General features: G+C 59.4%; 8 protein-coding genes. 1 reads left to right on the top strand and 7 read right to left on the bottom strand.

Annotated features, from left to right (window positions below; genetic code table 11):
- Positions 1-213 precede the first annotated feature (213 nt).
- Positions 214-882, top strand: coding sequence for an amino acid ABC transporter permease (locus ACEN8I_RS22670; RefSeq protein WP_413330894.1), 669 nt, complete (start codon positions 214-216; stop codon positions 880-882).
- Between the two features lie 13 nt (positions 883-895).
- Here ACEN8I_RS22670 and ACEN8I_RS22665 read toward each other — a convergent pair whose 3' ends face one another.
- From ACEN8I_RS22665 to ACEN8I_RS22635, 7 genes are all read right to left on the bottom strand, one after another.
- Entirely contained in the window at positions 896-1,327 is a 432-nt protein-coding gene (locus tag ACEN8I_RS22665) for a GNAT family N-acetyltransferase (RefSeq protein ID WP_413330893.1), read from the bottom strand.
- 62 nt (positions 1,328-1,389) lie between these two features.
- On the bottom strand, positions 1,390-2,478 hold the full coding sequence (locus ACEN8I_RS22660) for a PA0069 family radical SAM protein (protein WP_413330892.1): 1,089 nt from the start codon (positions 2,476-2,478) through the stop codon (positions 1,390-1,392).
- A 299-nt stretch (positions 2,479-2,777) separates the two neighbouring features.
- Entirely contained in the window at positions 2,778-3,011 is a 234-nt protein-coding gene (locus tag ACEN8I_RS22655) for a hypothetical protein (RefSeq protein ID WP_413330890.1), read from the bottom strand.
- Between the two features lie 2 nt (positions 3,012-3,013).
- On the bottom strand, positions 3,014-3,811 hold the full coding sequence (locus ACEN8I_RS22650) for a hypothetical protein (RefSeq protein WP_413330889.1): 798 nt from the start codon (positions 3,809-3,811) through the stop codon (positions 3,014-3,016).
- 191 nt (positions 3,812-4,002) lie between these two features.
- A complete protein-coding gene (locus tag ACEN8I_RS22645) occupies positions 4,003-5,001 on the bottom strand; it encodes a hypothetical protein (RefSeq protein WP_413330887.1) in 999 nt (332 codons plus the stop codon).
- 143 nt (positions 5,002-5,144) lie between these two features.
- Positions 5,145-5,414: a hypothetical protein gene (locus ACEN8I_RS22640; RefSeq protein WP_413330886.1), complete on the bottom strand. Its 270-nt coding sequence runs from the start codon at positions 5,412-5,414 to the stop codon at positions 5,145-5,147.
- A 19-nt stretch (positions 5,415-5,433) separates the two neighbouring features.
- Positions 5,434-13,098: a calcium-binding protein gene (locus ACEN8I_RS22635; protein ID WP_413330885.1), complete on the bottom strand. Its 7,665-nt coding sequence runs from the start codon at positions 13,096-13,098 to the stop codon at positions 5,434-5,436.
- Positions 13,099-13,430 lie beyond the last annotated feature (332 nt).

The following is a 13,430-nucleotide window of genomic DNA, read 5'->3' as shown; positions in this document are numbered from 1 at the left end:
ATGGGCTAGCGCCGCAACGCCGCAGACCGCCCGAGAAGGCGCTTGCCCTCCGGGTTGGGATGAAATCGGGCGATTGAACCACCCAGGCCCTTGCATGGGCATTAGCCCATGCGGCGTTCCTGGTCGGCCCACTCATCCCGATTGCATCCCAACGCGGTCCCGTTTAGGCCGTGAACAGGTTCTGGTGGTTTTTATTTGTGGAGACTCCCCATCATGGACTTGTCTGGCTTGACCTCTTTGCTGCGCGACGCCCTGCCGCTGATGCTCAAGGGCGCGGCATGGACGCTGCTGCTGGCCGTGGCTTCGATTTTTTTCGGCGCCATCATCGGTACGCTTGTGGCCATCACGCGGCTGGCCAAGGTGCCGGGGCTTTCGCAGTTCGCGGCGCTGTATGTCAGCTGCATGCGGGGCACGCCGCTGCTGGTGCAGCTTTTTGTCATCTACTTCGGCCTGCCCAGCATAGGCATACAGTTCGACCCCATCAGCGCCGGCATCCTGGGCCTGAGCCTCAACGTGGGCGCCTACCTGTCGGAAACGATTCGCGGCGCGATCAACGGCGTGGAACACGGCCAGTGGAACGCGGCCCGCAGCCTGGGCCTCACGCAGGCGCAGACGCTGCGCTACGTGATTGGCCCGCAGGCCTTGAGACTGGCCGTGCCCAGCCTGTCCAACAGCCTGATCAGCCTGATCAAGGACACGTCCCTGGTCTCGGTGATCGCCGTCGGCGAGCTGATGCTCGCGACCAAGGAAGTGATCGCCACCACCTTCCAGCCCTTCCCGCTGTACCTGGCAGCCGCGGGCATCTATTGGGCCATGAGCGCCACCTTCGAGAAACTGCAGAGCAAGCTCGAAGTGCGCTTAAACCGCAGCTATTTGCGCTAGAAATTGGATAGCTTCAGCTGTCGCTGATCAGCCCGCTCTGCAGCGCCTGCTCCTGGTTCCTGAAAATCGCCATCGCCGTCAGCATGCGCCTGAACCCCAGCTTTCGGTAAAACGGCTCCTTGCCGGCCACCGCATAGAGGATGATCTTCTTGTGCCCCTTTGAGAGGCCGACCAGCGAGGCAACAATCTCCTTGCCCAGGCCCACGCCCTGGTGCTCCGGGTGCACCGCGATATCGCAGATATAAGAGCAGTCCATGCCGTCAGCCAGCGCGCGGCCGGCGCCAATCAGTTGCCCGCCCTCATACACAAAACTTTTGAACAGGCTGTTGGAGAACACAACTTTCAGGTCCGCCGGTTTCTTCTCGCCCAATGGCGCGATCCGGTAAAGGTCAGAGAGCGCGTCCCAATCAACACCCTCCGACGAATGCTTCCACTCAAATGCCAAGATGAACTCCTTCAATGTTGGGCTTGCACTATAGCCCTCGCGGCCTCAAGCTGCCGGCCGCCTCAGAACAGGCGGCCCTGCCCCGCCGCACTCGGCGGCCTGAAGCGGCTCAAGTCCAGCTCCACGCGCTGGCGGTTAAAACCCAGGCGGTTGCAGCATTTCTCAAAGCGCTGCTTGATCAGGTCAGCCCACAGGCCGTAGCCCTTCATGCGCGAGGCGAAATCGCTGTCATAGTCTTTGCCGCCGCGCATCTCCTGGATGCGCGCCATGATACGCGCGGAGCGCTGCGGGTAGTGCAGCTCCAGCCATTCCTTGAAGAGAGGCGCCACTTCCCAGGGCAGGCGGATCACCGTGTAAAACGCCGAACGCGCGCCGGCCTCCCAGGCCGCCTCCAGCACCTGCTCCATGTCCTCGTTCACAAAAGGAATCTGCGGCGCAACGCTCACCCCCACAGGCACGCCGTGCTCGGCCAGCATGCGCAAGGTGCGCAGGCGGCGGTGCGGCGCCGCGGCGCGCGGCTCCAGCTTGCGCGCGAGTTCGCCGTCCAGTGTGGTGATGGTCATGTAAACAGCGGCCAGCTTGTCAGCGGCCAGGGGTGCAATCAAGTCCAGGTCGCGTTCCACGCCGCTGGACTTGGTGATCAAGGAAAACGGGTGGCAGGTATCGCGCATCACCTCGATCAGGCCACGCGTGAGCCGCAGCTCGCGCTCAGCCGGCTGGTAGCAGTCGGTGCCCGAGCCTATGTTGAGCAGGCGCGGCACATAGCTGCGCTTGCCCAGGTCGGCGCGCAAGGCCTCGGCGATATTGCGCTTGGCAATGATTTTGGTTTCAAAGTCCAGGCCCGGCGAAAGATTCAGGTAGCTGTGCGTCGGCCGCGCATAGCAGTACACACAGCCATGCTCGCAGCCCCGGTAGGGATTGATGCTGTAGTCAAAAAAAATGTCCGGCGAGTCGTTGCGCACAATGGCGCTGCGCGCCTCTTCCAGGGTGACCGTGGTTTCCAGCCGCGGCGCCTCGCCCGCCACGCCCTCTTCCAAGGTGCCCCAGCCGTCGTCCCAGGCCGTGCGCACATCCTTCTCAAACCGGTGCGCGATGCGCGTGGCGGTGCCGCGGCCCTTGATGGCGTGGAGAGGGATGATGGCGTCGGACATGGGGTGGAAACAGCCCGGCCCGGTAAAAGCGGGGCGGCCTGAATACTGTATTTATGTACAGTATATTCAGGCCATCCAGTTTCATCAAGTCCTTTGTTTCCCAACCTCATCCGGCCCGGGGACGGAGTGTTCCTGTGGTCTCTCAACCAAGGCGGATAAGGTCTACCAAGATTCTCGCCGTCTCACACGGTGTTGAATTTCGTTGAAAACTTGACCCACTTTTTCCATCACCTCTTGATCCACACACGTTCTTTGTAAATGCAGGATCAGGTTCGAGTGGAAATTTCGTTCCAGCTGGACTAGATTTGAACGAAATTCAACATGGTATTGCTCTTGTGTTCTACGACTGTCCAGCCATCCGCAATAAATTGATCGACTTGGGTGGTGGTGAATTTGCTTGAGCGGTTGTTGCCGCGGACCAATGCAGTCTTTATCTGATCGACGTTTGTGAAATCGGTAACGTTCAAATAGTCAGCTTCAGCCGCCATCTGCAGATTTGCAAATTTCAGATATGCGGAGATGTCGGTTGCCATGCCTATTTTCCTTCTGTAGGTTTCAGGGCTTTGAATACAAATCGAGCGTTATGTCCATACTTACGATCAACACCCGAACATGCTTCCGCCGCTTCCCATGGACCTCGGCCTCCTTCCGTACTACCGAGGCCTCGATCAAATATATATCCCGTTCGTTCAGCTATAACCGAATTCGTTTGAAGATTCAAAATCTTTAACAAGCCTCCCGCAATCCAGTGGTCTCGGTCTTCTTTGGTCGAGATATCCTCATATGTGATGCCATAGACTGCACTTGGATTCGTTACTTCTACAATTTCAAGTTCAAAATTTGGATCCCGTCCATCTACCGACTTAATAACGCCCGTATAGCGGTACAACTTTTTACTGGCGATATCGCTTACTTCAACGTATGAAAATCCTACTCTCCGGCCTTCGGCGACACGCTTATTCAATTCGGTACCGCTGACGGCGCGTAAGAATGAACCGATATAACCTCTTCCGCCAACGTCGCGCCCATAAGGATCATCCATCGCATACTGGTCAAAGAAATTAACCTTGTCTGGCCTGATTTTCATCAGCAACGCGCCCTCCACGTTGTCCACTGTTTTATAAATTTTCTCTCCCGCCGTCTTACAGCGCTCATCAAACAAAGCTTGAGCATTAGCTAAGCGTTCGCGATAGGCATTCGCCGCCTCTTTTTCTTTTTCATACGCCCAGTAGCCCTGAATCGGCAGGATGGATGCAATGCCAAGAACAACCAAGGCAGCAATAGTCTTTGCCGTTTTCCCCTTTACCCGCCATAGCACCAGGGCCAATGCCATCAATATGATGATTAAGTATCCCCAACCAATTGCGCTGAGGAGGTATTGAGTTAGCCAATAATCACGAATTTCTTTTTCCTTTTTCCATTGATGTGTTGTCGATTAATGCCATAGAGTGAATTAGAAAAGCGCTTCGGCAGTCATGTGTTGCAACGTGAACTCATAAAGTGAATTGATATCGGTATTCATGTTTACTTCTTTTTCGTTGAAGATGACTCAGTGGTTTGAAGAACATCAAAGGCGAATTGGGTAAATTCTCCGCTCCCCGGCCCTTCACGTAGTTGTGGACAACGAGCCGCCACTTCCCACATAGCCTTCCCCTCACCGCGCGGGTTGTGACTTGCAATTAAGAACTGGCGACGTACTGCCAACACTTCTTTGGTTTGTAAGTCATAGATGATTAGTTCACCTCCGGCGATTCCGTGCTCGCGATCCTGTGGTCGCTTGACGCCGCGCCAGGTATAGCCGTAACGGGCAGTAAGAATGGGAATATCGACGACCTGCATGGGGGTTTTGTCTTTCCAAATGGACGACAGCTTCCCGTTAGGCTCAAGGGCTGGCTCTCGTGTATACCCAAACAATCGAACATGGGGTTCGGTAATGCCCTTCTGCCAATCCACGCTGCGACGAGGTTGTTCGACGAAGCGATAGTTATAAAGAGGGGGTTGGATAAACCAGGCACCCTGCCATTTAAGGCTGTCACCAGTGAGGACATATGCGCGCTGTATCCAGGGCATTTCCGGACCATAGGGGTCCGTCAACGTATCGCTAGTTGGTGCACCTTGTGGCCGAGCAAAGTAAAAGCCCTCGACGTTTTCGACCTTCTTGACTATCCATTCGCCGGCCTCTGTACTGCATAGGTGATTGAAGTACCGAATTGACGCCTTTTGCTGAGCGTTGATCCACCATCGCTCCCAAATGGGTTGGCTAAAGTCATACGGCACCGGCTTTGGCATTACGTCAGGTAACCTGAGGCTGTATGCGATACGTGCTTCCGCATCCTGTAGCCATTGCTCGGGTACTGGCTCAGTTTGGCCCTCAACTTTGACGAACTTGGTCCATTTCACCGGCACATAGGGATCGGCAGCATTTGCGCCGATAGCTGCAGTCAGCACTGCACAAACAATAGCTTTTTTTATTTTTACAGTAAGTCCGCGTGCAATTGCCGCGAGAGGTTTAGATTGCAACATAACTATTTCGTCCTTCTATTAGCCAATACTTATTCTCAAAATCAAAAATCTCGCCAACGAATTTAGGAATGGTTGGAGCATTTCTATTTGGTTATTCTTGCCCCAAAACTACCCCATCGCCTTGCAGAATACGCTGACATCACTCACCTCTCCCTCCCCGACTCCTGCACCGCCTTCTGCACAGGCGACAGCAAATACTCGAACACCGCCCGCTTGCCTTGGTTGATCTCAGCCACTACTTGCATGCCCGGCGTGATGACCAGGGCCTTACCCTGCGGGTCCTTGAGCACCTGGTGGTCAGGCCGCACCTTGTAGGTCGCCATGGCGGCATCGGCGCTGCTGGTGCCTGCGTTGCCTGACGAAGCACCGCCACCACCCTGGTTGTTCTGCGTCGCGTCGGCATTGATGTGCATGAGCCTGTCCACCACGCCACTAGCCCAAGCGCACCAACCCCTCCTGCAAGCTGGCCGTTGAATGAATCCCCTGCGCCTGCGCACCAAACTGCGCATTCGTCAGCACCTCCTGCGCCTTGCCCAGGCCCATGCCGGCCAGCGTGCCGTCCGCGCCATAGTGGTAGGCCAGGTCGCCGCCCAGGGCTTCGCTGTCGCTGCCGGCCAGGTGGAACTGCGTGAGCCCATTGCTCAGCGCCCAGCTGCTCAGCCCCGGCGTGGCCGTGCGCGCCGTGTCGAACGCGCCTACCAGGCCCTGGAAGTCAAAGGTCTGCACCTTTTTGTTGAGCAGCGGGTCGCCGGAGTTGGCATCGAAGGCCGACATGGCCTCGGCCACTAGCTGCAGGTTCAGCACGCTCTGCCTGGGTGTGCCGGCGTACCAGTCGGCCAAGGTCAGCTGGTCGGTACCGCTGAGCTTGAGCACCAGGTCGCTGCCATTTTTCTCCAGGCTCAGGTTGGCATAGTCCAGGCCGGCTCCGCCCAGGCTGATGGTGTCTTCCAGGTTTGGTACGGAGTCATTGACGTACAGGGTGTCCTGGCCGTCGCCCACATTGAAGGCGATCACATCCGGGCCGCTGTCGCTGGTGATGGCGTCATTGCCGGTTCCTCCGATGAGGAGGTTGGCACCCGTGCTGCCAAGCAACTGGTCGTCGCCGCTGCCGCCATTGAAGTAGTTGCTGCTGCCGGCCATGTCCGAAAGGCTGTCGTTACCCGCACCGCCTTCAAGCACGTCGAATCCATCGCCACCGAACAGGATGTCATCACCGTCCAGGCCTCGCAGCATGTCATTGCCCTGGCTGCCGACAAGGTCATCCTGGTCAGGCGTGCCCAGGAAGATGGCCATGTCGGTGAGGGTCTGTGCGTTCCACACCGTGCCGTCGGCGAACTCGACCTGTTCCACCGTGTTGGCGCCATCGGCAAACCAGTTGCTGATCTGGATACGGTCCGTGCTGCCGTCCGTGCCGAGGTACAGGTTGAGCCCTTCGCGGCTGACCCTGACGTCCGCCACGCTGACGGAGTCATCAAAGCGTATGGTGTCCACATTGCCGGGCGTTGCATCGCTTTCGTTGATGGTGTCCACACCATCACCGCGGCTGAACAGATACACATCGCTGCCGGCCCCGCCGTCCAGCGTGTCATCGCCCCTGCCGCCACGCAACACATCGTCGCCCGCACCCCCAAGAATGCGATCAGTCACGCTGGTGCCGTTGATGGTCTCGGCATCTGCCGTTCCCGACAGGTCAAAACCCTGGTTCAGCAGGTCCTGCAGGTTCAGCGTGCTGCCGCCGGCAAACTCAAAGTTCCACACGCTTTGGAAGTTTCCAGCGTTGCTGGGGTCGAAATTTTCCAGGTAAATCTTGTCGTCCTGGTTGCCCAGTTGGATCAACAAGGAGCCATCGCCCAGGCCCAGTGTGGCCGTGGCGCTGACGCCGCTGCCAAAGCGCACGGCGCCGCCGCCCGGGTCGGTGATGTGCACCTCGCCGCTGCCCGCGTTATAGACATAGATGTCCATGCCCGAATTTCCCGTCATGCGGGTGTTCGGTCCGGCGATAAAGGTGGTGGCAAAGCCGGGTATGCCATGCAGGTCCATGTCGCCGGCGCTGCCGTCCTTGATCAGGCCCCTGTCCGTCAACTCGGCTGAGGAAAGCGCCGTATTGCCTGACGTGAACAAGATAGCCCGCGACATGGCATCGGGATCTGCGTACCAGCCGGCGATCCGCAAGCTGTCGCTGCTGCCGATGATGGAGATCACCAGGTCCACACCGTCGCTCTCGACCTTGAGTTCACTGGCGGACGCGACCAGCGCGTGAATGCCGGTCACGTCGGCTGCATCCGCGCTCTGCGCGCCCATGCCCGCATGGAGCTGCGCGTAGCCGAGGTCAAAGTCGGGCGCCGGCGGCGCCATGGCAATCAGGTCCTGCAGCCACACCGTGGAGCCGTCCGCAAACTCGAACTTCTGGATGGCCGCGTTGAGCACGTCGTCCGTGCGGGGAATCATGACCTGAACCCCCTGGTCAGGCCCCCACTGCAGCTTGAGCGTGACGCGCGCTTCGCCGTCCAGCGGAGAGACCGCAACGCCCCATGACAGGCCGATGTCAGCCAGTGACAGCCCCGGCCCGAAGACCACCGTTTTCAGGGGCAACAGCCCGGCTTCCAGGTAGGGCTGCAGCACCGCAAAATTGTTGGCCGTCAGCAGAATCGTCTGCAGCGGATGCGAGTCATAGTAATCACTGGCCGGCCCCCAGCTTTGCAGCACGTCGGCGAACCCCGGGTTTCTGAACAGCGCGGGTAGCGGCTTGATGTAGCTCGCGAATTCATCGCTCCACTCTTTGTTGTAGTAGTAAGACGAGCCTTCACGCTGTTCGTAGTAGGCGCTGCGCGCGGCTTCAAGCGTGTCAAAGAAACCTCCGAACACGGATGAGTATTTCCCGCCGTGCTGGTAGCTGTATTGAATGATGCTGCCGTAACTAAAGCCTTGCTCCTGGTAGATGCTTTCAATGACATCGTCCAAGCCATTCCTGTTCTGGTCCAACCCGCCGTTGCTGAGTTCATGCTCGCTGAGCAGCAGGTCCATCCCGGTATTGTTGGGGTCCACCAAAATTCTCACCGTCTCACGCGGCGTTGACGTGCCGTAGTACAGCTCGAAGCGCCTGTAAGCCCTTGCCAGCACCGTGTCGTGGCCGTCACCCACCACCATGGTTTTGCCGTATTCCAGGTACTGGTCGCCGCTACCGGCCATGAGGGTGTTACCCCCGCTGAGGATGGCGTTGCCCGTGCCGCCGTACGCGAACCCGGCGTTGTAAATGATGTTGTCACCCACGCCGCCAATGACCGATGAATAGCCGTCGGCCATCACGGTATGGTTGCCGTCGGAAAGCGTGACCTGCCCCAGCTGGTAATTCCACTGGCGATGGGCAAAAACGCCGGAAACATAAGCCGGCAAAGGCCCCGCGGTAGCGGCGGCTCCCGGGTCTTCCAGCGTTATGCCGGTATCAAGGCCTGAATAGAAACGGGTGAGGTAAGTCGAACTTGACTCCTCGGTAATGATCTCCGGCGGCGAGCCCGGCTCCGACCGCACATACTGAATCCGGGGATTGGTCGTAGTGCCCGCTTCAGAGCTGCGCACCGACCACGCCACGCCGCGCCATATCTGCTGGTAGGACACGGAGCCAGACATTGAAGCCAGCGAGATGAATTCATCCGAAACCGTCTGTGACTGGTCGCTGACGGCGACCGCTGTGTCGCTGCGGGATGCGTAATCTACCCAATCACTATCGCTAAATGCCCATTGAGTACCCGCCACACTGGTGGACGGTGTTGTCCACGTCGTGCTTGAGTTGCTCATCAGCTGGTGCGTGTAAGTCGTGGTGGTGACGTATTCGTAGCTGTTGTTATCAAGCAGGCGCAGGGCATCGGCGATGTACCAGCCGCCATCCGCCTGCCGGGCATAGCCTTGCGCAGAATATTCCGCTCCGATCCGGCTGCGCGCTTCCGCCTTGGCCGTTTCAATAAGGCTGCCTTGAAGGTTGACCCACTGAGGGGTGGAGGCATCGACCAAGGCCTGCACCGAAAGCGTATTGCCTTGCGGGTCCTTGAACAGCAAGGAGGTCTGCGTGGCACCGTAGTAATCCTTGACCAGCATGCGAGTGTCTGTGCCGCGAACTCCGACCTCGAGGTCGTTATTGACTCGCCTGGCTGTGAGGCTCTCCAGCTGCAGGCCGGAGGCGTCGAGCTCAATGACCGAGCCTTCGGGCGAATGGTCTTCCAGCGTCGCCTGGCCCATTCCGTAGCCCAGCACGTAGGTGTCCAGGCCATCGCCGCCCCGCAAAATGTCAATACCGGAGCCGCCGGAGAGCCGGTCATCACCATCCCCGCCGTCGATCACGTCATCACCCGCGCCGCCCTGCAGCGTATCGCTTCCCGCGCCACCCGAGAGGATGTCGTTGCCCACGCCGCCATCCAGCGTGTCGTCCCCGCCGGCCGCGGTCAACCGGTCATTGCCGGCATCCCCCGTCAAGATATTGGCGGCGCCCGAGGCGTCCAGAACGTCGTTGCCATCGCCGCCGTTGAGCGTGGCGTTGCCCGCCCATCCCGTCAGCAGGTCATTGCCGTTCCCGCCCCGCAAGGTCACGCCGCTGTGCTGGGCGGTGAGCTCGTCATCACCTGCTCCACCACTGAGAACCTGGTTGTCGGCGGTGCTCTGCAGGCTGGCGTTTTCGCTCAGGTGGCTTTGCAGCCAGTCGCCCATCGCCATACCGTCGATGGAAGCAATGCTGCCGCCCAAAGCCCCGGTAATGCGCAAATTACCGCTGTCACCGTAGTTCAGCACCAGATCGGCGCCGCTGGTGCTGACCGTGTAGGGGCCGCTGTCGGCGAGCTTCAGGGTATTGGTGCCGTCGCTGTTGTCGCTCACCGTGTCGCCGGCGCCAGCTTCGTAGCTGTCGTCGCCTTCGCCCCCGTCCAGCAGGTCGGCGCCGTCGCCGCCTATCAGCGTGTCATTGCCTTTGCCGCCGTAAAGGGTGTCGTTGCCGCCGCCGCCCTTGAGCACGTCGTCTCCGTCGCCGCCGTCCAGGTAGTCGTTGCCGTGGAATTGAGCGGCCAGGTTCTCCGGCTCGTCATCGCCGTTGAGGGTGTCGTTGCCACTGCCGCCATAGAGGGTGTCGTTGCCGCCGCCGCCCCTTAGCACGTCGTCTCCGTCGCCACCGTCCAGGTAGTCGTTGCCGTGGAATGCTCCGGCCAGCTCGCCCTGTGTTGCATCGCCGTACAGCACATCGTCGCCCGCCCCACCATACAAGGTGTCAGAGCCGCCATCACCGATCATCTGATCGTTGCCGTCTTCGCCGTTCAGGTAATCATTGCCATGGTATTGGCCGTCGAGGTACCCGGCCGCCCCCTGCATCAGGCCGGAACTGTCACCCCGGATGCGGTCATTGCCGGCGCCGCCATACAGGGTATCGTCCGCACCCCCGCCAACGATGTCGTCATTTCCGGCCTCTCCGTCGATATAGTCCGCCCCGTGAAACTCGCCGCCCAGGATGTCGGCGGCCGCGTCACCCCACAAGTTATCCGCGCCGTCCCCGCCGTAAATCGTGTCGGCCCCGCCATCGCCTTCGGCATAGTCATCGCCGTCTTCACCATCGATGTAATCGTTGCCATGGTATTGGCCGGTGAGGTACCCAACCGCCCCCGGCATCACCCCGGAAAGGTCACCCCGGATGCGGTCATTGCCGTCGCCGCCGTACAGGGTATCGTCCGCGCCGCCGCCAACGATATCGTCATTTCCGGCCTCTCCGTCGATATAGTCCGCCCCGTGAAACTCGCCGCTCAGGATGTGGCTGGCCGCGTCACCCCACAAGGTATCCGCGCCATCCCCACCATAAATGGTGTCGGCGCCGCCATTGCCTTCGACATAGTCATCGCCGTCTTCCCCATCGATGTAGTCGTTGCCGTGGTACTGGGCTGCCAGGTAAGCGGAATTGTCTGTCTGCGCCCCGGCATAGCCATCCCCAAAAATCAGGTCATTGCCCGCACCGCCGTACAGCACATCGTCCTTGCCGAACCCGATCAGGCTGTCGTTTCCGTCCCCGCCATCCAGAAAGTCGTTTCCATGGTCGGCCCCCGCAACCGAAACATAGGTGTTGGGCATATTGCTGCCATCGCCCACCAAGGTGTCGTCGCCGGCGCCACCTTCCACAATATCGTTGCCTGCCCCGCCGTACAACACATCAACGCCAGCACCGCCTTCAATGCGGTCGTTGCCGCGGCCGGCGTATACGAAGTCGTTGCCGTCCCCGGCGTCGATGACGTCCGACGCATCGTCCATCTGGATGCCGCCGCCATTGGCCGCCAATGTCGGAGACCAGGTATCGCCAGGCCCGCTACGCTGGAAGCCGGTCACATTGGTGGCGCTCAGAATGGTGTCATTGCCTGCGCCACCATGGATGGTGTCACTGCCCGCACCACCGCCTATCAGGTCGTCGCCGTCGCCACCGTCGATCTCGTCGTTTCCGGCCCCGCCATAAAGAAGATCGTTCCCGCCCAGCCCACTGATCTTGTCGTTGCCGGCGCCGCCGTTGATGATGTCGCGGTAGCCGGCTTCCACCACACCGCCGGCCAGCGTACCATCGGCCGCCCAGGCGGCGCTGTTCCAGTCGTAGCTTTGGTGGCCGGTTTCGGGGTCGGTGATGAGCTGGCCGTGCTGGTCGCCGTTGAAGATGTGGGCGGCGTCGCCGGTATCTTTGACGTTAACGGTCCAGGTGTTGGTGCTGCCTGTCAAGCTGCCGCCGGCTGGCACGCCCTGGTAGCTGGCACTGAGCAGCGTGCTGGCGTCGGCTGTAATGTCGCCTTTCTGCACCAGCAAAATCTTGACCTCCGTCTGCCCCTCGGTCAATGTGATCACAGCCCCGTCGGCATCGATCGTAGTGTTACCCAGGATGATTTTGAATTTGTCCTTCAGGGCAGACAACGCCAGCGTGACGGTGTCGCCGGCCTTGGCGGCCTTGTTCAGGAAGATGCTGTAAGCCGTGCCACCCCCTTCGTTGATCAGGCTGCTTCCATTAACGCTGGCGGGGTTGAAGCTGACATCCTGGAAGGGGTTGCTGCCGGCATCTTCTTCAATGATGAGCTTAACGGTGCTTTCCAGGTTGATGCCGAGGTAACCCTCGCTGCCCAACGCCTTGGCCAGGTCAAAGTTGGTGATAGTGACGGCATTGTCAACACTGCCCGGGCGGGTGATGACGAGTTTTTTTCCGGTTGAAGATCTGGCATCGTCGTAGACGTTCAGATTCGCCTTATCGCCCGACACAAGTAAAGCCACCCATGCGTTGCGGCCCACTGAGCTTGCACTGAAGACGGCTGAGCCGTCTATCTTGATCTGGCCCAGGCCGTCCGCATCAAGAACAGTGTCTTTGCCAAAAGCACCATTGAAGGCATAAATATCGGAGCCAACGCCGCCCACAAGGGTGTCGTTATCGGCGCCGCCATCCAGGGTGTCGTTGCCCCCACCACCTTCCATGTAATCCGCACCGCCCTTGCCGCTCAAGGTATCGTTGCCGGCCATACCGTAAAGCCGATCCGAATCACCACTTCCGTTAATAACATCGGCCGCCTTGCCGCCAAAAACGACCTGGTGGTCGTAGACGCTGAGGCCTTGCCCATCGATAGAAAGCTGCAGTGGCGCGCCACCGGGGAGCTTGGTATCAAGCGCTATAAAGTCCCAATTGCCTTGCACCGTGTTGCTGTCCCACTTTTCGGTATAGGGCTTGGCGCCGCGCCCGCCGCGAATGATCGGGTCGTTATCATCCCGCGCGCCATATTTTTCAAACTGCAGCTTCCACGCCAGCATGGCGGCCCGGTCGACAAGGTATTCGTTGGTCAAGCCGCCAGGATTGGTATCTTTGTCATAAAGATCCAGGCTGCCATCGGTGTTGTGAGCGGCGTAGCTCACATCCGTGATGACAAAAGAGTTGAGCTCGCGGAGCGCATAGCGCCAGGCCATTCCGACGCCGTCTGACCTCTTGGCATTGGTCACCATTTCGTCGCGGGTCAGGCTTGCATCGACCGTGAATTTTTCCCCGTTAAGGTCGGCAGGCAACGGAGTCGTGATGGTGGAGTTGGCGCCGAAGAGCAAGTTGCTGAGCTTATCCACAATATCGCGCTGCCCGTTTTTATCGCGGTCCTCCAATAAATGGTAAAACTCAACGGCAGCGTCGCCACCGAAGAATCCCCCCACCAATCCGGCGCCTAACACGATAGCTCCGGCTACTGGCAGACTAATAGCGCCTGCGGCCACTGCGGCCGCGGCGGCAAGTCCGGCCACAAATACCGCGCCTACTTGCAATAGCTGCGAGCCCACCGCATCTATCGCCCATTCGATCATGATCTCCTTAGCCCGCGCCGTATTGCCGCTCGCATACTCAGCCTTAGCACTAGTGGAAGCAAAGACTAACGAGGCACCAAGAGCCAACGGACCCAGGGCTT

Source organism: Polaromonas sp. CT11-55, assembly GCF_047303325.1.
Taxonomy (GTDB): Bacteria; Pseudomonadota; Gammaproteobacteria; order Burkholderiales; family Burkholderiaceae_C; genus Polaromonas.
The sequence above is the reverse complement of the archived record's forward strand: the minus strand, read 5'-3'. Positions and strand labels throughout refer to the sequence as shown.

Coding starts and splice junctions, on each gene's coding strand:
- ACEN8I_RS22670 (WP_413330894.1), top strand. CDS start 214: ATGGACTTGTCTGGCTTGACCTCTTTGCTGCGCGACGCCCTGCCGCTG.
- ACEN8I_RS22660 (WP_413330892.1), bottom strand. CDS start 2,478: ATGTCCGACGCCATCATCCCTCTCCACGCCATCAAGGGCCGCGGCACC.
- ACEN8I_RS22655 (WP_413330890.1), bottom strand. CDS start 3,011: ATGGCAACCGACATCTCCGCATATCTGAAATTTGCAAATCTGCAGATG.
- ACEN8I_RS22650 (WP_413330889.1), bottom strand. CDS start 3,811: ATGGCATTGGCCCTGGTGCTATGGCGGGTAAAGGGGAAAACGGCAAAG.
- ACEN8I_RS22645 (WP_413330887.1), bottom strand. CDS start 5,001: ATGTTGCAATCTAAACCTCTCGCGGCAATTGCACGCGGACTTACTGTA.
- ACEN8I_RS22640 (WP_413330886.1), bottom strand. CDS start 5,414: ATGCACATCAATGCCGACGCGACGCAGAACAACCAGGGTGGTGGCGGT.